Genomic DNA, 18148 nt, shown 5'->3' with positions numbered 1-18148 from the left:
CCCCGTCAGAGGGGCGGGTGCGCGCACCGGCCACGGGGTGCGCTTTCCGGACGATCGCGTCGCGCCGATTAGGCCGGGCCCACCGCGGCAGGTGAAGGTGTGGACGTGGCACGACTGATCTACGGCGCGAACGACGCATACGAATTCGACGAGCGCACCCTGGCCCATCTCAAGATCGCGATGACCGCGAAGCTGAGGGTGCGGGAGTCGTTCCTGTTGAACTGGGTGGTCCCCTCCGAGAAGGGGTCCGGGCGCATGAGCCTCTGGATCTCGCCCGAGGTGCCCCTGGTGTTCGTCTTCCACGGCTCGAAGCCGCCCCAGCTCAACAAGGTCTGGGTCGACGCGCTCGCGCGCTCAGCCCACGGCATCCGCGGCATGACCGTGATGCCCGAGGCGGAGGCGGAGAGCTATCTTCGAGCCGCCGGATCCCCCGCGGCGCCGTAACCGGCCACGCAGCCTGCCCGGGGTCGTGGGTCAGCCGTGGAAGTACGGCACGATGAGGTAGATGCCGAAGAGCACGACGATTCCCGAGAGTGAGAACAGCGCGTAGGCCGCGATCAGCGCGATGCGCTTCACGACCGGCGAATAGGGATTCCCCTTCCGCGCCTTCTTGACCTTCTTGGCCTCTCTCTTCATCTGCTTCGGCGAGAGCACCGTGATCGCCTCGTCGTAGGCGACGGGCGGCACGAACGGCGTGCGCCCCGCGACGGCGAGCAGCCGCAGCCCCAGGGCGTAGAGACTGACGACGACGGCGGCGCCGACCAGCGCGGCGATGAGCACCTCGACGAAGGCGAGCCAGTCGATCATCGGGGCTCCTCCCCCGCGCCGGGCGCCGCGTGCGGCGGCGGCTGGTCGCCGGAGCCGCTCGACTCGTGCGCGCGGTCGCGTTCGATCGATTCCTCGATGGCCGCCTCGAGCTCGGGCTCGAGGCGCGCGATGGCGATGGCGAGCGCCGCGGTCTCGGCGACCTCGGCCTCGGCGTGGGCCGGCGTGAGATGGTCGGCCATGACCCGGCGGCGCGCGTTGATGCGGAAGACGACGACGATCACGACGACCGCGGCGACGAGGTCGACGACGAGCCCCGCCGTGCCGAAGCGCGCGATCACCGCCGCCGCGCCGCCGACCACGGCGGCGACGGGCAGCGTGAACAGCCAGCCGAGCGCGATGCGGCCCGCAGTTCCCCAGCGCACGCTGGTGTCGCTGCGGCCGAGGCCCGAGCCGATCACCGACCCCGAGGCGACCTGCGTGGTCGAGAGCGCGAAGCCGAGGTGCGACGAGGCGAGGATCGTCGCGGCGGTGCTGGTCTCTGCCGCGAAGCCCTGCGCCGGCTTGACGTCGGTGAGGCCGGTGCCGAGCGTCTTGATGATGCGCCACCCGCCCGTGTAGGTGCCGGTCGCGATGGCGAGCGCGCACAGCAGGATGACCCACCACTCGGGCCCCGGGTGCGTGGCAGCCTGCAGATCGGCCGAGATGAGCAGAAGCGTGATGACGCCCATCGTCTTCTGCGCGTCGTTGGTGCCGTGCGAGAGCGCCACGAGCGACGACGAGAAGATCTGCGCGTAGCGGAAGCCGCTGCGGCCGTCGGGCAGTCCGTCGTTGCGGTGCGTGATGCGATAGGCGAGCCGCGTCGAGCAGTAGGCGACGAGGCCTGCGACGACGGGCGACAGCAGCGCGGGCAGAACGATCTTGCCGAGCAGCACGCTGTAGTCGATCGATCCGACATCCCACGTGCCGACGATCGTCGCGCCGATGAGCCCGCCGAAGAGCGCGTGACTGGACGACGAGGGGATGCCCCAGAGCCAGGTCACGAGGTTCCAGGTGATCGCGCCGACCAGACCCGCGAGGACGAGCGGCGGGGTGATGGCGACCTGGCCGCCCTCGCCCTTGATCAGGCCGCCCGAGATCGTCTGCGCGACCTCCGTCGACAGGAACGCGCCGACCAGATTCAGCACCGCGGCGAGCGCGACCGCGGTGCGCGGCTTCAGCGCTCCCGTCGCGATGGGGGTCGCCATCGCGTTGGCCGTGTCGTGGAACCCGTTGGTGAAATCGAAGAAGAGTGCCAACGCGATCACCAGCACGACGATGAGCGTCAGATCCACGCGAAGGCTTTCACTCGCACCATGGAACGCTATCGCAGACCAGGCTGAGAACCGTCACCACACGTTCATCGCCCGTTCAATCGGCGCTCTCCGGTACCGTCGGGGCGTGACCGACGCCGACACGTTCTCGCCCGACCTTCTGCCGGAGGGGCTCGCGGTGCGCAGCGCACGCCCTCTCGCGGGCGGCAGCGCGAACCCTGTGTGGTGGTGCGAGCTGCGCGACGGGCGCACGGTCGTGGTCAAGGCGGCGCACGACGACCAGCCCGATCTCAGCGAGATCGAGGCCGAGGGACTCGCCGCCCTCCGCGAGCTCGGCGGCCTTCCCACGCCGCAGGTCATCGCGTTCTCGCCGCGAGCGCTCGTGCTCGAGGCGGTCGGCGCCGGCGAGCTGCCGCCCGACGATGCGGGCTTCTGGGCCGCCGCGGGGCGCGCGGTGGCCCGCCTGCACAGCGTGCGCAGCGAGCGGTTCGGGTGGGCGCACGACGGCTGGCTCGGTCGATTCCGCCAGCGCAACGCGTGGGATGCCGACGGCCACCGCTTCTTCGCCGAGAAGCGCATCCTGAGCTTCCTCGACAAGCCGGGGGCCGAGCTCGCGCTGGACGCGGCCGATCGCGCCGGGCTCGAGCGCGTCTGCGCCCGCCTGCCCGAGCTGATTCCGGACACGGGAGCCGTGCTCACCCACGGCGATCTGTGGCGCAACAACCTGATCGCGAAGCCCGCAGGCGGCGGCCGCAGCGAGCCGGTCTTCATCGACCCCGCGGTGAGCTTCACCTGGGCAGAGGTCGACGTGGCGATGATGCTGCTCGCCGGCCCCGTCGTGCCAGGCAGCTTCTTCGACGCCTACCGGGAGCTCAGGCCGCTTGACTCCGAGTGGCGCGAGCAGGCGCGCATTCTCAACCTGCGCGAGCTGCTGTCGATGATCGCGACCTTCGGTCACGACGCCGGCAATGCCGAGCGCATCGCCGAACTGCGGGCCGTCGTGCGACGCTACGCCTGACGTCCCTTTCACTCCCCGCGACCCGAGACGAGGCATCCATGACCCCCAGCGTGCTCTTCGTGTGCGTCCACAATGCCGGCCGATCGCAGATGGCGGCCGGATTCCTGCGCGAGCTCGCCGGCGAGCGGGTGCGCGTCTACTCGGCGGGCAGCGAGCCCGCCGACCGGCTGAACCCGGTCGCGGTCGCGGCCATGGCCGAGCTCGGAATCGACATCTCCGCGAATGCGCCGCAGATCCTGACGACGGATGCCGTGAAGGAATCCGACGTCGTCATCACGATGGGGTGCGGCGACACCTGCCCCGTCTTCCCCGGCAAGCGCTATGAGGATTGGGACCTCGCCGACCCGGCGGGCCGGCCGATCGATGAGGTGCGGCCGATCCGCGACGAGATCAAACGGCGCGTCGAGGCGCTGCTCGACGAGCTCGCCTGAGCGGGCTGCACGTCGCGGCGCGCGTGCACGAGCCCTACTCTGTGCGCGTGAGCGTCGACAGGGCCTTCTCGCCGCGCGGGCACCGCCTGAGCCGCATGGTCGGGCGCGACCCTGCCGAGGCGCATCGCGGGGCGAGCCCGCTCGAGCTGCTCTTCGACCTCACGTTCGTGGCGGCGTTCGCCCAGGCGGGAGACCAGCTCGCCGAGCTGCTGGCGAAAGGGCACGTCGCGGCGGCCGTCTGCGGCTTCGCGTTCATCGTCGTCTCGGTCACGTGGGCCTGGACGAGCTACACCTGGTTCGCGTCGGCGTTCGACACCGACGACTGGCTGCACCGCGTGCTGACCCTCGTGCAGATGGTCGGAGTCGTCGTGCTCGCCCTCGGCATCCCCGACGTCTTCCACTCGATCGACGGCGGCGACGGCCTCGACTTCCGCATCGTCGCCGCCGGCTATGTCGTGATGCGCGTCTCGATGGTCGCGATGTGGTGGCGCGTGGCACGGCAGGACCCCCAGAACCGGCGCACCGCGCTGCTCTACATCGTGTTCACCGCGGGAGCGCAGCTCGGCTGGGTCGCGATCGCGGCCGCACGGGTGCACACACCCGTACTGCTCATCTCGCTGGTCGTCGCCATGTGGATCGTGGAGCTGTTCGGCCCGGTCGTCTCGACCTGGCAGAGCGACGTGCACGGCGATGTCTGGCAGGGCACGCCGTGGCATCCGCACCACATCGCCGAGCGATACGGGCTGTTCGTCATCATCGCGCTCGGCGAAGTGGTGCTGGGAACGATCGCGGCGGTGTCTGCGCTCGTGGGCCGGGTCGGGTGGTCGCTCGAAGCGGTGCTCGTCGTCGTCGCCGGCATCGGCACCGCCCTCGGCCTGTGGTGGATGTACTTCATCTTCCCGTCGGGCACGGTGCTCGCCCGGCACCGCAACCGGAAGTGGGCGTGGTCGTACGGGCACATGGCGCTGTTCGGCGCCGTCGCCGCCGTCGGGGCGGGCATCCGCGCCGCCGCCCACTCCGCCGCGGGCGAGACGGCGGTCGGCACCGTCGGACTCGTGCTGAGCACGGTCGTGCCGGTGTTCCTGTTCGGCGCGCTCTACTTCGCGCTCTGGTCGATCCTCTTCCGAGCCGTCGACCTGTTCCACGTCGGGCTCGCCGCGGGCATGATCGCGTTCCTCGTGCTGGCCGTCGTCATGGCGGCCCTCGATGTGCCGCTCGGCTGGTGCCTGATCGTCGTCATGCTGGCTCCCGCCGTCGTCGTGGTCGGCTACGAGACGGGCGGCTATCGCCATGTCGAGGCGGATGTCGCACGCGAAGGCTGAGCGGAGAACTATCCGCTTCGCCCGAATCGGCGTAGCGTCGGAAGCGTGACGATCTCACTCGGATACCAGATCCCCAACTTCACCTACCCCGGCGGTGTCGAGACACTGTTCGACACCGTCCTCGCCCAGGCGCGAGAGGCCGAAGGCAGCGGCTTCGACACCGTCCTCGTGATGGACCACTTCTATCAGCTGCCCGGCATCGGAACGCCCGACCAGCCGATGATGGAGGCGTACTCCACGCTGGCCGCCCTCGCGGCATCCACCAGCACCATCCAGCTGTCCGCTCTCGTGACAGGCAACACCTACCGCAACCCCGCGATCCTCGCGAAGACCGTGAGCACGCTCGACGTGATCAGCCACGGGCGCGCGATCCTGGGGCTCGGCGCGGGGTGGTTCGAGCTCGAGCACGAGCAGCTCGGCATCGACTTCGACACCTTCACCGAGCGCTTCGAGAAGCTCGACGAGGCGCTGCAGATCATCCACCCGATGCTGCGCGACGAGCGGCCCGAGTTCACCGGCAAGTGGTACCGCGTGCACGGCGCGATGAACGTGCCGCGGTTCCGCGACAGCATCCCGATCATGCTCGGCGGGCAGGGCGAGCGGAAGACGTTCCGCCTCGCGGCGCGCTACGCCGACCACATGAACATCATCGCCCCGATCGAGGACCTCCCGCGCAAGGTGCAGGTGCTGCGGCAGCGCTGCGAGGAGATCGACCGCGACCCGGCCACACTCAAGACCAGCTACCTCGCGAGCGTCGCGCTCGTCGAGTCCCAGGGCGAGGCCGACAAGATGCTCGCGGCCGTGCCAGAGGAGCGCCGCAACCGCGCGTTCGTCGGCACCGCCGACGTGATCGCCGAGCGCATCGCGAATGACATCCTGGGGGCCGGCGTCGAGGGCATCATCGTCAACGCGCCGGTGAACGGCCACGTCCCCGGCGTCGTAAGCGCCCTCGGGGCGGCGCTCGCACCGCTCGTCGCGCACTGAACAGGCGCCGGGGGCCGCGACCCGAACGGATCGCGGCCCCCGGCCCCCGGCGCGTGTCGAGCGCGGCCCGATGCGCTACCGCTTGCCGACGATCAGCCCGATGATGAATCCGATCAGCGCAGCCACGCCGGCCACCAGCGCGACCGACTCGAGCGGGCGGTCCTGCACCGTGTTCACCGCGACGTCGCGCACCTCGCCCGCCGACCCGCTCGCCTGGCTCACGGTCTGCGAGAGATTGCGACGCGCGTCGTCCACCGCACCGTTCACGGCGCGCGTCGCGGTGCTCGCCGCCGCCGAGGCCTTGTGCCGTGCGTCGTCCACCGTGCTGTGCACCGCCTCGGTGGCGGAATCCACGGCCTGCGACGCCGCCTCTGACGTCTTGGCGATCTTCTCGTCGGCGGCACCGGCCGCCTTGTCCACTGCCGCGTGCGCGTCGTCGCCGGCCGCGTTCAGGCCGTTCTGCGCCGCGTCGTCGTTCACTTGAGCCATATCAACCACTCCTCGTCTCGATGACCGGGTGCTGCACTACAGCGACTTGGCCGCCTTCTCCGCGCGCTTGACGGCCTGCTTACGGGCCTTCTTCACGCGGGGGTCGTTCCACAGGGCATCGATACCCGCCTGGATCTCGCGATAACGCCCGCGGCCGGCCTTGGCGCCGTAGGTGTACGCGATGAACGCGACGACGCTGAGCACGAGCAGGGTGAAGAACTTGCGCATGCGACTCCCTTTCCTTCCACCGGTGAGTCCGTGTGTTCTGTGCTCGGTACCCGCCCGGCGCGCGAACCATGCCGCCGCCCGTTCTGGGGGCGGTCGACAGGCCGGCCGCAAACCCTATGGTTAGGCGGGTGACCGACCTTGATCTGATCGCCGACCCGTCGCTGAGCCTGCCCGCGGAGTGGGAGCACTGGCTGGGCGTCGCCGACGAGGTCGCTGACGAGCTGCGCTCCGACGCCGTCGAGCGCGAGGCCGCAGCCGACCTGCCGGAGGCCGAGGTCGAGCTGCTGCGCTCGCGCGGACTGCTCGGCATCGCGCTGCCGGCCGCCGCGGGCGGCGACGGGCTGCCCTTCGCGCTGGCCGCCCAGGTCACGCGCCGCATCGCCCGAGCGGACGCGAGCATCGCGCACATCCTGGGCTACCACTACGGCTGGACCCGCATCCTCGCCCACTACGACACCGAGACCACGCGGCGGATGCTGGCCGCGACCGCTGCGCAGAAGTGGCTGTGGGCGAGCCCGGGCACCGCGCGGCACACGGGCCCGATCCGCCTGCGGCGCGACGGTGACCGGATGATCCTCAACGGCGAGGTCGGCTTCGCCACCGGGGCGCCGGTCGCGCAGCGCCTCTTCACGCAGGTGATCGACGCCGAAAGCGGCCGGCTCAACGTCGTCGCCGTCGACCCCGCTGCGCAGGGCCTCACGATCGGCGGCGACTGGGACATGCTCGGCCAGCGACTCACCGCGAGCCGCTCGCTGAGCTTCGTCGACGTCGTCGTGCCCGCGCGCGAGCTCATCGCCGAGCTCGGCCCCGTCACCGAGTTGCAGGACCCGTTCGCGTCGGTCGCCGTGCTGAACTTCCAGCTCATGTTCGGCGTGATCCAGCTCGGCATCACTGAGGGCGCGCTGCTCGAAGCGCGAGCCTTCACGCGCGAGCGCTCGATGCCGTGGTCGCACGCCTCCGTCTCCGAAGCAGGCGAGGACCCCTTCATCCTGAACGGCTATGGCGAGTTCGTCGCCGCCGCCCAGTCCGCGGCCGCCGCGGTCGTGCGCGGCGAGCGCCGGCTGCAGTGGCTGCACGACCAGGGCACGGCCGTCACGGCCGAGGCGCGCGCGGCCGTCGCCGAGGCCATCGCGGGGGCCAAGATCACGGCGACCACCACCGCCCTCACCGTGACGAGCGGGATCTACGACCTGACGGGTGCGCGCTCGGCCGGAACGAAGTACGGCCTCGACCGCTTCTGGCGCAATGCGCGCACCCTGAGCCTGCACGACCCCATCGCCTACAAGCTGAACGAAGTGGGCCGCTACTTCCTGAACGGCGAGGCGCCGCGCCCCAGCATCTACCGCTGAACGCAGGATGCCCGGTCAGAACGCGTTCTGACCGGGCATCTTTTCGTGGACCCTAGGGGATTCGAACCCCTGACCTTCTCATTGCGAACGAGACGCGCTACCAACTGCGCCAAGGGCCCAAGTGCTCGAAAAGACTATCACGGCGAGCAGGGCGTTCCTGACCGCCCGCTCCCCCTGCGGGACTTACGACCCTATTGGCCGACCACGTCGAGAGTAGCTTTCGGTACGACATAGATACCAGGTCGATCGGGAAGAAGCCAGGATCATGAGCACCGCCACCGCCGCCCACCCCATGGGTGCCGCACCAACCGCCACCACGCGTCGCGCCAAGGTGCGCGACGAGGCCGACATCGTGACAAGCGCCTTCGGCCGCCGCTCGCTCGCCGTGCTGCGCCTCGCGACGGGCTTCATCTTCCTGTGGGCCTTCCTCGACAAGACGTTCGGCCTCGGATTCTCGACGCCCGTCGCACGAGCATGGATCAACGGCGGAGCGCCGAGCCAGGGATTCCTGAACAGCGACGCCGTCGTCGGCCCACTCAAGGGCACCTTCGCCGCCATCGCCAGCCCGGCGACCGACTGGCTGTTCATGATCGCGATGCTCGCCATCGGCGTCGCCGTGATGGCCGGCGTCGGCCTGCGCATCAGCGCGGTCGCCGGCACGGTCGTGCTGCTGCTGATGTACCTCGCCGAGTGGCCGTTCGGCGCGAACGCGGCATCCACCAACCCGCTCGTCGACTACCACATCATCTACGCCCTTGCGCTGATCGTCGTGGCTGCCGTCTCGGCCGGCGACACCTGGGGCCTCGGCCACCAGTGGAAGCGACTGCCTGTCGTGCAATCACAGCGCTGGCTCATCTGAACCGCAGCAGCCAAGGCCGGGAATGCGTGCAGCTTCCCGGCCTCTGCGCTGCCCACCAGTGAAACACGGGGGCAATCTGGGCTGCCTATGCTCACCAGCGTGCGCCTGACAGTCGTGGATGCGCCGAACGAGTGGAGCCGCTTCGCGGAGGGCTCCGTCGAGCGGCGCATGCTGTGTGCACTCAGCGACGAGCTCGGCACCGCACTGCGACCCAAAGCGCTGCTGCTCGAGAACCGCAGCCGCGTCGAGGTCGAGGGCATCGATGCCGAGGGGCGCATCGTGGTGCAGCTCGTGGCCAACCAGGGCGCCTACAAGCCGAGCTACCGCAACAAGGTCATGGCCGACCTCTTCAAGCTGCTCTGGCTGCGGGAAGGCGTGCCGAGCGCCGAGCGCGCCGTGCTCGTCGTGACCGAGGTCGTCGTGCAGGCCCTCGGCGGCTGGGTCGCGACCGCCGCAGCGGATCTCGGCGTCGAGGTGCGCGTCTTCGACGGCATCCGCACCGCGCCCTTGAGCAAGTGACGAACGTCCCGCAGCCGGCAGATGTAACACACACGCAACCGAGAGCATCGATTCCGCGAAACGTGGGCTGTTTACGGTAGCGGCAAGACAAGCGGATTTCCGCGTGGCAGATCATCGCTCGCTACGCACGCTCTCCGCCATACGAGATCGGGCAGTTCGGTTCTGCCCGCCGCCGGTATGGAGGGTGTTCATCATGACGCAGGCAGTCGAGCTGGCTTCCGTTCGCAAGGTCTACGGGTTCGGCCCGTCGGCGATGGTCGCGCTCAACGATGTCGAGCTCACGATCGAGCCGGGGCGCTTCGTCAGCCTCATCGGTCCGAGCGGCTGCGGGAAGTCCACCCTGCTGCGTCTCGTCGCCGGGCTCGAGTCGGCCGATGCCGGCACGGTCAGCGTGCACGGCGTGACGCCTGAGGAGGCGTGCGCAGCCAAGCTCATCGGCCTGGTACCGCAGTCGCCGGCACTGCTGCCCTGGCTGTCGGTGCTCAAGAACGTGACGCTGCCCCACAAGATCAACCGCGGCGCGGCCGGCCGCCGAGAGCGCATCGGCGCGCTGAGCGCACGCGATGAGAGCCGAGGCGCGCCCGACATGCTCGCGCTGCTCGACAAGGCGGGCCTCTCGGAAGCGGTCGACAAGCTGCCCTCGCAGCTCTCGGGCGGCATGCAGCAGCGCGCCGCCATCGTGCGCGCCTTCGGCCTGCAGCCCGATGTGCTGCTCATGGACGAGCCGTTCTCGGCACTCGACGAGTTCACCCGCGAGAGCCTGCAGGACCAGCTGCTCGACCTGTGGGACGAGCTCAAGACGACCGTGCTGTTCGTGACCCACTCCGTCTCAGAGGCCGTCCGACTCTCCGACAGCGTTGTCGTGATGGCACCGCGGCCGGGCCGCATCGTCGACTGGATCGACATCGACCTGCCGCGGCCGCGCAATCAGCGCCTCTTCGAGGACGCGCGCTTCCACGAATACGAGGACCGCATCAGGGACGCACTACACAGCGCCTGGCGCTCGGCGGATGCCGCCTGAGGAGGAGACCCTGATGACCACCGTCGAAGAGACCACCGCCACCGCCGAGCGGCCCACCGCGACCGCCGCCCCCCAGCCACCGGTCGAGCCGAGCCGCTACAGCCTCAGGCATCCCCAGTCGCGCATCGCCTGGGTCAGGCCGGCGGTCTGGCTGCCGCTCGTCGTCATGCTCGCGGCCCTCGGCGCGCTCTGGCAGCTGGGCGCTGCCAAGCTGCCCTATCTGCTGCCGCCGCTGCCCGCCATCGGGCAGTCGCTCGGCCAGAACCTCGGCTACTACCTGCAGAACGCGATGATCACGCTCGGCGAGTCCGTGGCGGGCCTCGTCATCGGCTTCGTCGCCGCCTTCGTGCTCGCGGTGCTGATCAGCGAGCTGCCGATCGTGCGTCGCGCGGTCATGCCGATCGCGGTCGTGCTGAACGTCACGCCGCTGGTCGCGATCGCTCCGGCGCTTGTCGTCGCGTTCGGCTTCGGCCCGATGCCGAAGCTCGTGATCACGGCGCTGATCTGCTTCTTCCCGATTCTCATCAACACGACGACCGGCTTGCGTTCGGTGCCGCAGCAGGTGCTGCAGGTCTACAAGACGATGGATGCCTCGCGCATCGAGCTCCTCGTCCACCTGCGCATCCCGAACGCGCTTCCGTTCCTGTTCGCGGCGCTGCGCATCGTCTTCCCGCTCTCCATCATCGGCGCCGTCGTGGCGGAGCTCTCGGCCTCCGGTGCGACGGGCGGTCTCGGCACCGTGATCAGCACCGCCTCGTCGATGAACCAGCTCGCGGTCGTGTACTCGGCGATCCTCATCCTCGCCGTGATGGGCGTGCTGCTGCTGCTCGTGATCACCGTGATCGAGCGCCGCGTCCTGCACTGGCACGAGAGCTCCACCGACTGACCCGACCCCGTCACGGCCGTCTCCTCCCCCCGCAACGGCGGGGGCGCCGGTCGACCCTTGCCTCTTTTCCCCCGTTCCGTACATTCCGCCCCTCCCCCAGCACCACTTCACCAACTAGGAGTGACATGCAGCACCGTCTCATCAAGACCGGTCTCGCCGCCCTGGCCGCCGCCGCGCTCGCGGTCGCCGTCGCCGCGTGCAGCTCGGGCTCACCACAGGCCAGCGCGGGCAAGGCCGGCGCCGACATCTCGTCGAAGCGCTGCGCCGAGAACAAGGCCGCAGGCAAGATCACCTACCTGTCCGGCTACCAGTTCCAGTCCTCGGCCTCGATCCTCGAATACATCGCGGCGAGCCAGCTCGGCTACTTCAAGGACCTGTGCCTCGACGTCCAGCTCAAGCCGGGCAGCGGCGATACCGCACAGAACACCAAGCTGCTCGCATCCGGGCAGGCCACCGTGGCCGCGGTTGCCGAGCAGGACCTGATCCAGGCGCGCGCGAACGGCATCGACATCGAGGGCATCTCCTCGTACTCGAACGCCGGCCTCGACATCCTGATGACGAACTCCGACATCACCGACCTCACGCAGCTCGACGGCAAGGTCGTCGGCCACAAGGGCTACGTTCCCGCCGCGGTCGAGGCGATGATGGTGAAGGCCGGCGTCACGTGGGACTCGCTGAAGCTCGTGAAAGAGGGCTACGACCCGACCGTCCTGCCGCGCAAGCAGGGCGGCCTCGAGGCGCTGACCGGCTTCATCTCTAACGAGCCCAACCAGCTGAAGGCGGCCGGCGACAAGGTCACCGTCTGGCAGCCCGTCAAGTACGGCGTTCCGAGCTCGCTGGGCGCCATGGCGGTGAACCCCGCCTTCGCCAAGGCGCACCCGACCGCCGTCGAAGACATCCTGCGCGCAGCCCTGCACGCCTATGCCTACTGCTCCTCGAGCGACGCGCATGTCTCTCAGTGCGTCGGCTACGCGGCCGCGCTCTCCGGAGCGACCTACGACAAGAAGCTCAACGCGACCATCTGGAAGACCGAGACGCAGGTCGTGAAGGACAATCCGACGCCCGGCCAGCCCCTCGGCGGCATCGACCCCGCGAACGTGACCAAGCTCGTCGACATGCTGCACGAGTTCAAGATCGTGCCTGCGAGCGTGACCTCCGATGAGGCAGCGGGCTGGTTCGACAACTCCTACATCACGGCGATCTACTCCGGCGGAAAGCTCGTCTGGCCCGCGCCGTAGCGCTCACCGCCCCGCCGGGTCCGGCCCGTGGCAGCACGCCGCCGGACCCGGCGCACCGGCGCCTCCCCACGCATCCGCTGACCCTGAAAGGCAGGCCGCGACATGGCCGCGAAAGAATACGGAATCTTCCTTCCCATCGGAAACGGGGGCTGGATGCTCTCGACGAGCGCCCCGCACCCCGAGGCCACCTACGCGTGGAACAAGCGCGCGGCGCTGCACGCCGAGGCGATCGGCCTGGACTTCATCATGTCGATGGCGAAATGGCGGGGCTTCGGGGGCACGACCGACCACTGGGGGCGCTCACTCGAGTCGATGACGATGATGTCGGCTCTCGCCGAGGCGACGAGCCGGGTCAAGATCTGGGCGACGATGCACGCGAACCTGCACAACCCCGCGGTCGCCGCGAAGATGTACACCACTCTGCAGGACGTCTCGGGCGGCCGGGCGGGCATGAACATCGTCAACGGCGCCTATGCGGCCGAGTTCGAGCAGTTCGGCGTCTGGGACCCCGAGCTCAGCCACGCCGACCGCTACGAGATGACCGAGCTGTGGACGGAGGCCGTCACGCGGCTCTGGACGGAGGACTCCGTGACCATGCACACGCCGTATTTCGACCTCGAGGACTGCGAGTCGCGCCCGCACCCCGCCACGCGCCCGACCATCATCAGTGCGGGCAAGTCGGAGGACGCCCGCAAGTTCCAGGCGCGCTTCGCCGACGGCGCGTTCCTCGCGGGCGACAGCCTCGAGGAGATGCGCGACCTCTCCCGCGATGTGCACGAGCGCGCCGCGGCGAACGGGCGCAGCTGCAAGACGTACTCGATGCTCACGGTCGTGCAGGCCGAGACGGACGCGCTTGCGCAGAAGAAGGTCGCAGAGTGGGGCGCCGGCGTCGATCGCGAAGCGCTCGCCCTGATGCGCCGCTCGTGGGGGGTTCCCGAGGAGCAGGCGCGCGCCTGGGCCGCGGGCGCGGTCGGCGAGGCCGCGTTCCAGACCGCCTACGTCGCCGGCTCCGCCGACACCGTGCGCGAGCACATCCAGTACATCGTCGACGAGGCCGAGCTCGACGGGCTCATGCTGATCTTCCCGGAGTACGACCGCGACATGCTGCTGTTCGGCGAGACCGTGCTGCCGCGGCTGCGCGCCGAGGACGAGGCGGCGGCGTGATGGCAGAGCTGCGTGAGGCGCGCTTCGCCCAGCTGACGGACGGCACACGGCGCCCCGCCCTGGTCGTGGTCGATGTCCAGCGCGACTTCGGCGACCCCGAGCTGCTCGGCGCCTACGGCCTGTCTGATGCCGCCGTCGCCGCGCTGGACGCCGCGGTCGGCCGCATCGGCGAGCTCGCCGACACCGCCCGCGCGATCGGCGTGCCGGTCGTCTGGGTCGAGCTCGGCAGCGACCCGAGCCGCCCGTGGAAGTCGAGCGCGTGGCTGCGCGAGGGCGACTACAACGCCCCCATGAGCGCCGCCGAGCCGTGCATCGTCGGCACGCCGGGCGCCGAGTGGTACCGCATGCAGCCCGCCGACGGCGAGCTGCGCGTGGTCAAGCGCGGCTACAGCGGATTCCTCGGCACCTCGCTCGACGCCGAGCTGCATGCCGCGGGCTACGGCTGGCTCACCATCGTCGGCCTCACGAGCGAGTGCTGCGTCGACGCGACCGCACAGGACGCGATGCAGCTCGACTGGCCGGTCGTGATCCCCCGGGACGCGACCGCCGCCTACGACCTGGCGGTGAACGAGGCGGCCCTCGTGCAACTCGAGCTCAACGTCGCCGTGATCTCGGACGTCGACGAGGTCGTCGGGCTCTGGGCGCGCGCCGTTCGCGCCGGGGCGGGGGCCGCCGCATGAGCGGCATGCACCTCGCCTACGACCTGTCCTTCACGCACACCGAGGGCGGCTGGGCACGCCCCGGTTCCTGGGTGGGGCGCGACTTCCCCGACGTCCGGATGTTCCTCGAGCTCGCCCAGACGGCCGAGCGCGCGGGCGTCGACATGCTCTTCTTCGGCGACGGCTCGGGGGTGCCCAGCACGTGGCGGGGCAGCATCGAGCCGGCCGTGGAGTGGGGCATCCAGTGGCCCCGCCACGACATGTCGCCGATCATCGCGGCGATGTCGACCGTGACGGAGAAGATCGGCTTCGGCCTGACGTATTCCTCCACGTTCATGCATCCCTTCTACGTCGCGCGGCTGCTGAACTCGCTCGATCACGTCACGGGCGGGCGGGTCGCGTTCAATGTCGTGGCTTCGACCCGCGGGGCGGATGCCGCCAACTACGGCTATGCGGAGCTGATGGACCACGAGCTGCGCTACGAGCGCATGGAGGAATTCATCGGCGTCTGCCGCGCGCTCTGGGACTCGGTGGCGCCCGATGCGATCATCCGCGACCGTGAGTCGGGCCGCTTCGCCGACCCGGCGAAGGTGCACGCCATCGACCACGCGGGGCGGTTCTTCACCGTGAAGGGGCCGCTCGCCTCGGTGCCGAGCCCTCAGGTGCACCCGGTGATCGTGCAGGCGGGGAACTCGCCGCGCGGCATCGCCGCATCCGCGTCGTTCGCCGAGCTGATCTTCGGCTTCGGCGGCAGCCTCGCCGGTCAGCAGCGCCACCGCGCACTGCTCGACGAGGCACTCGCCGACGCGGGCCGCGACCCCGCGCACGTCGGCATCCTGTGGGCCACTCAGGTCATCGTCGGGCGCACGCGGGCCGAGGCCGAGGAGCGCCGCGACTCGGTGCTGCGGTACTGGAGCGAGGAGGCGGTGGGCACCTACCTGTCGCACAACGCCGGCTACGACTTCTCGACCCTGCCCGCGTCCTTCACCCTCGGCGAGCTGCGCGCTCAGATCGTCGCCGCGAACGCCAGCCCGGCCGGGCTGGTCGGGTCGCTGGTGGCGAGCTACGGCGAAGACCACTCGCTCACGAGGGCCGAGTTCTTCGAGCACGGCTGGCGCTCGGCCACAGGTCTCGACCACACCATCGTCGGCGACGCCGCGATGGTCGCCGACGCCCTCGAGGCGAACTTCGCCGCGACGGGCGCGCGGGGCGGCTACATGCTGTCGAGCCCACTCGCCATGCCCTCGGGCTTCGGCGAGCTCAGCGAGCTGCTCGTGCCCGAGCTGCGCCGCCGTGGCGCGCTCGCGCCGCGCTACCCCGGCAGCACGCTGCGCGAGAACCTGGCCGTCTGAGATGGGCGGCAGCCGAGAATGACCGACACCGACGGCACGAAGCCGCGTCATTGGCTCGCCCTCGCCAGCCTCTGCCTCGGCTTCTTCATGCTGCTGCTCGACGGCACCATCACCTCCGTCGCACTGCCCGCGATGATCTCGGGGCTGCACACGACGCTGACCATGGCGATCTGGGTCAACAGCGCGTATCTCTTCGCGTATGCGGTCCCGCTGCTGATCGCCGGGCGGCTCGGCGACCGCTTCGGGCATCGCCGGGTCTACCTCGCCGGGCTCGCCGTGTTCACGGTGGGCTCCCTGCTGTGCGCGCTGGCCCCGTCGATCGACGCACTCGTGCTCTGGCGCGCGCTGCAGGGCGTGGGGGCGGCGCTCATGACCCCGCAGTGCCTGACGATCATCCGCGCCCTGTTCCACCCGCCGCGCCTCGCGGTGGCTCTCGGCGTCTGGGGCGCGGTCGGCGGTGCCGCGACCATCGCCGGGCCGCTGCTCGGCGGCATCCTCGTCGGGGTCGGCGGCTGGCCGGCGATCTTCGCCGTCAACCTCCCCCTCGGTGTCGTCACAGCGGCCGCCGTGCTGCTGTGGGTGCCGGCCGGCGGCCGCACCTCGGCCCGCATCCGGCTCTGGGCGATGGTCGCGAACGCGGCGGCGGTGTTCGCGCTCGTGCTCGGCATCCAGGGGCTCGAGGCTGCCTCGCCGGATGTGCTCGGCGCGCCGCGCTGGCTGTGGGCGGTGTCCGGCGCCGCGGCCGCGACGGCGGTCGTCTGGCTGCAGCGGAACAGCGAAGAGACGGCCCTGCTTCCGGTCGCCCTGTTCCGCAGCGGCGGCTTCGTCACCGCCTCGTGGGGCGCAGCCGCCGCTGCATTCGTCGTCGGCTCCGCTCCCGTTCCGTTCATGCTCTACCTGCAGGACGCCCGTGGCCTCGGCGTCGTCCCCGCCTCGCTCACCCTGGTGCCGATGGGCGCCGTATGCCTGCTCGCCGCACCGCTGTCGGCGCGGCTCAACAACCGCGTGGGGCCGCGGGTCGTCGCCGTGATCGGCGCCGTGGCGCTCGTCGTGTCGATCGGCGCCTCCGCACTGCTCGTGGCGGCCGATGCCTCACTGATCGCCCTGTCGACGGCCTTCGCGCTCTTCGGGGTCGCGAACTCCTTCGTCTGGTCGCCGTTCTCCATCGCGGCGATCACCACGGTTCCGCGGGAATCCGTCGGCGCGGCATCCGGATCGTTCAACGCCATGAAGCAGCTCGGCGCGGTCCTCGGCAGTGCCGTCACGGCCGTCGCGCTCGCGGCGTGGTCGGACGCCGCAGCGCTCGGAATCCTCGCCGCCGTCGGCCTCGTCGCCGCCGTGGCGGCCGCGACGCTGCGGCTGCGCCCAGCACCTGCCGCCCCCGAACGTCTCATCGAAACCGCACACACAGAAGAACGGATGGTCGCCTGATGGTCACCGCAGCAGTCGTCGTCGGAAACCCGAAGCCCGCCTCGCGCACCCGCGATGCCGCAGAGCGCCTCGCCGCCGCGCTCGGCGCCACCCCGACCGTGATCGAGGTCGCCGAGCTCGGCCCGGGGCTGCTCGGCTGGGGCGACGCCGCGGTAGCTCGGGCGGTCGGCCTCGTCCAGCAGGCGGACATCGTGATCGCCGCCTCGCCGACGTTCAAGGGCACCTACACCGGGCTGCTCAAGCTGTTCCTCGATCAGTTCGCCACCGCGACCGGGCTCGCCGGCCGAGTGGGCATTCCGTTCATGCTCGGCGCCGGGCCCGCCCACGCCCTCGCGCCCGAGCTCACCCTCAAGCCCGTGCTCGTCGAGCTGGGCGCGATCGCCCCGGCCCAGGGCCTGTACCAGCTCGACTCCCGCTACGCAGACGACGGCTCGCTGGACACCTGGATCGAACGCTGGGCGCCGGCCGTGCTCGCCGCCGCAACCGTGAAGGAGAAGTGAGATGACCCTGACCCGCGACTTCACCTCAGACCCCGGCGAGATGAAGGCCGCTTTCTCCGGCTTCCCCTCGGGGGTGGCGGCCCTGGCGGCTCGGCTTCCCGACGGGCCGAGCGTCATGATCGCCTCGTCGTTCTCCGTCGGCGTCTCGTATGAGCCGCCCATGGTGTCCTTCGCCGTGCAGCGCAGCTCGACCACCTGGCCCGCGCTCTCCACGGCGCCGACGATCGGCGTCTCGATCCTCGGCGAGAGCCACGCCGAGAAGACCCGGCAGCTCGCCTCACGCGACAAGCAGTCCCGTTTCGCGGGGGTCGAGACGGGCGAGGCGCCCTCCGGCGCGATCTTCCTGCTCGATGCGCCCTGCTGGCTCGAGTGCGCCATCGAGCACGCATACCCCGCCGGCGATCACGACATCATCGTGTTGCGCGTGCTCGCCATGATGAGCGATGACGAGCGGAATCCGCTCGTGTGGCACCGGCAGTCGCTGAAGGTGCTGCCGGCCTAGCTACACCGCCCGACGACGCCGCAGCGCCTCGTCGAGGTTCATGGCGGGCGCGTCGCTGTCGCCGACGATGCCCATGCGGGCATAGCGCGAATCCGGGGCGGATGCCTGCGCCGGCGCA

At 70.3% G+C, this 18148-nt stretch carries 21 protein-coding genes and 1 tRNA gene; 17 read left to right on the top strand and 5 right to left on the bottom strand.

The features are described 5' to 3' along the window. Nucleotides 1-105: 105 nt before the first annotated feature. Entirely contained in the window at nt 106-444 is a 339-nt protein-coding gene (locus tag ACM2XV_RS04820) for a DUF7882 family protein (RefSeq protein ID WP_344773482.1), read from the top strand. Nucleotides 445-474: 30 nt separating this feature from the next. Here ACM2XV_RS04820 and ACM2XV_RS04815 read toward each other — a convergent pair whose 3' ends face one another. Both ACM2XV_RS04815 and ACM2XV_RS04810 read right to left on the bottom strand, forming a co-directional pair. Beyond that, entirely contained in the window at nt 475-807 is a 333-nt protein-coding gene (locus ACM2XV_RS04815; protein WP_344773484.1) for a peptidase, read from the bottom strand. Then, nucleotides 804-2099, bottom strand: coding sequence for an inorganic phosphate transporter (locus ACM2XV_RS04810; RefSeq protein ID WP_344773486.1), 1296 nt, complete (start codon nt 2097-2099; stop codon nt 804-806). Before ACM2XV_RS04810 ends, ACM2XV_RS04815 begins: the two co-directional genes overlap by 4 nt. A gap of 106 nt (nt 2100-2205) precedes the next feature. Here ACM2XV_RS04810 and ACM2XV_RS04805 point away from each other — a divergent pair, with 106 nt between their 5' ends. From ACM2XV_RS04805 to ACM2XV_RS04790, 4 genes are read left to right on the top strand one after another with little or no spacing between them, the layout of a single operon-like run. Further along, the gene (locus ACM2XV_RS04805) at nt 2206-3096 is read left to right on the top strand and encodes a fructosamine kinase family protein (protein ID WP_487026145.1); all 891 of its coding nucleotides are present in this window, start codon (nt 2206-2208) and stop codon (nt 3094-3096) included. Nucleotides 3097-3134: 38 nt separating this feature from the next. Further along, entirely contained in the window at nt 3135-3527 is a 393-nt protein-coding gene (locus ACM2XV_RS04800) for an arsenate reductase ArsC (protein ID WP_487026144.1), read from the top strand. Between the two features lie 47 nt (nt 3528-3574). Then, on the top strand, nt 3575-4849 hold the full coding sequence (locus tag ACM2XV_RS04795) for a low temperature requirement protein A (protein ID WP_487026143.1): 1275 nt from the start codon (nt 3575-3577) through the stop codon (nt 4847-4849). Nucleotides 4850-4894: 45 nt separating this feature from the next. After that, nucleotides 4895-5833, top strand: coding sequence for an LLM class F420-dependent oxidoreductase (locus ACM2XV_RS04790; protein ID WP_487026142.1), 939 nt, complete (start codon nt 4895-4897; stop codon nt 5831-5833). 75 nt (nt 5834-5908) lie between these two features. Here ACM2XV_RS04790 and ACM2XV_RS04785 read toward each other — a convergent pair whose 3' ends face one another. Then, nucleotides 5909-6322, bottom strand: coding sequence for a hypothetical protein (locus ACM2XV_RS04785; protein WP_487026141.1), 414 nt, complete (start codon nt 6320-6322; stop codon nt 5909-5911). Nucleotides 6323-6358: 36 nt separating this feature from the next. After that, a complete protein-coding gene (locus ACM2XV_RS04780) occupies nt 6359-6550 on the bottom strand; it encodes a hypothetical protein (RefSeq protein WP_344773494.1) in 192 nt (63 codons plus the stop codon). Between the two features lie 128 nt (nt 6551-6678). Here ACM2XV_RS04780 and ACM2XV_RS04775 point away from each other — a divergent pair, with 128 nt between their 5' ends. Continuing rightward, nucleotides 6679-7899, top strand: coding sequence for an acyl-CoA dehydrogenase family protein (locus tag ACM2XV_RS04775; RefSeq protein WP_344773496.1), 1221 nt, complete (start codon nt 6679-6681; stop codon nt 7897-7899). Nucleotides 7900-7945: 46 nt separating this feature from the next. Here the strand turns inward: ACM2XV_RS04775 and ACM2XV_RS04770 are convergent. Beyond that, a tRNA-Ala gene (locus ACM2XV_RS04770) sits at nt 7946-8018 on the bottom strand. Nucleotides 8019-8164: 146 nt separating this feature from the next. Here ACM2XV_RS04770 and ACM2XV_RS04765 point away from each other — a divergent pair. The 11 genes from ACM2XV_RS04765 (at nt 8165) to ACM2XV_RS04715 (ending at nt 18030) form a co-directional block, all read left to right on the top strand. Then, nucleotides 8165-8758: a DoxX family protein gene (locus tag ACM2XV_RS04765; protein WP_344773498.1), complete on the top strand. Its 594-nt coding sequence runs from the start codon at nt 8165-8167 to the stop codon at nt 8756-8758. A gap of 99 nt (nt 8759-8857) precedes the next feature. Further along, the gene (locus tag ACM2XV_RS04760; RefSeq protein ID WP_344773500.1) at nt 8858-9277 is read left to right on the top strand and encodes a hypothetical protein; all 420 of its coding nucleotides are present in this window, start codon (nt 8858-8860) and stop codon (nt 9275-9277) included. A 190-nt stretch (nt 9278-9467) separates the two neighbouring features. After that, a complete protein-coding gene (locus ACM2XV_RS04755) occupies nt 9468-10298 on the top strand; it encodes an ABC transporter ATP-binding protein (RefSeq protein ID WP_425553373.1) in 831 nt (276 codons plus the stop codon). Nucleotides 10299-10311: 13 nt separating this feature from the next. After that, nucleotides 10312-11184 carry an ABC transporter permease gene (locus tag ACM2XV_RS04750; RefSeq protein WP_487026140.1) on the top strand — a complete coding sequence of 291 codons (873 nt, stop codon included), beginning with the start codon at nt 10312-10314 and terminating at the stop codon, nt 11182-11184. A gap of 125 nt (nt 11185-11309) precedes the next feature. Further along, nucleotides 11310-12422, top strand: a complete 1113-nt coding sequence (locus ACM2XV_RS04745) for an ABC transporter substrate-binding protein (RefSeq protein ID WP_487026139.1) — start codon at nt 11310-11312, stop codon at nt 12420-12422. A gap of 102 nt (nt 12423-12524) precedes the next feature. Beyond that, nucleotides 12525-13586: an LLM class flavin-dependent oxidoreductase gene (locus ACM2XV_RS04740; RefSeq protein WP_344773508.1), complete on the top strand. Its 1062-nt coding sequence runs from the start codon at nt 12525-12527 to the stop codon at nt 13584-13586. Beyond that, nucleotides 13586-14266: a cysteine hydrolase family protein gene (locus ACM2XV_RS04735; protein ID WP_487026138.1), complete on the top strand. Its 681-nt coding sequence runs from the start codon at nt 13586-13588 to the stop codon at nt 14264-14266. The genes ACM2XV_RS04740 and ACM2XV_RS04735 overlap by 1 nt, the downstream gene beginning before the upstream one ends. Next, on the top strand, nt 14263-15597 hold the full coding sequence (locus ACM2XV_RS04730; RefSeq protein WP_487026137.1) for an NtaA/DmoA family FMN-dependent monooxygenase: 1335 nt from the start codon (nt 14263-14265) through the stop codon (nt 15595-15597). The genes ACM2XV_RS04735 and ACM2XV_RS04730 overlap by 4 nt, the downstream gene beginning before the upstream one ends. A gap of 18 nt (nt 15598-15615) precedes the next feature. Further along, nucleotides 15616-17028, top strand: a complete 1413-nt coding sequence (locus ACM2XV_RS04725) for an MFS transporter (protein ID WP_487026136.1) — start codon at nt 15616-15618, stop codon at nt 17026-17028. Continuing rightward, nucleotides 17028-17528 carry an NADPH-dependent FMN reductase gene (locus ACM2XV_RS04720; RefSeq protein WP_487026135.1) on the top strand — a complete coding sequence of 167 codons (501 nt, stop codon included), beginning with the start codon at nt 17028-17030 and terminating at the stop codon, nt 17526-17528. The genes ACM2XV_RS04725 and ACM2XV_RS04720 overlap by 1 nt, the downstream gene beginning before the upstream one ends. 1 nt (nt 17529) lies before the next feature. Then, nucleotides 17530-18030, top strand: coding sequence for a flavin reductase family protein (locus ACM2XV_RS04715; RefSeq protein WP_487026134.1), 501 nt, complete (start codon nt 17530-17532; stop codon nt 18028-18030). The last annotated feature ends 118 nt before the right edge of the window (nt 18031-18148 follow it).

The sequence above is a fragment of the Gryllotalpicola sp. CP2-P1 genome, from assembly GCF_057512245.1.
This window is presented reverse-complemented; position numbering and strand designations above follow the sequence as displayed.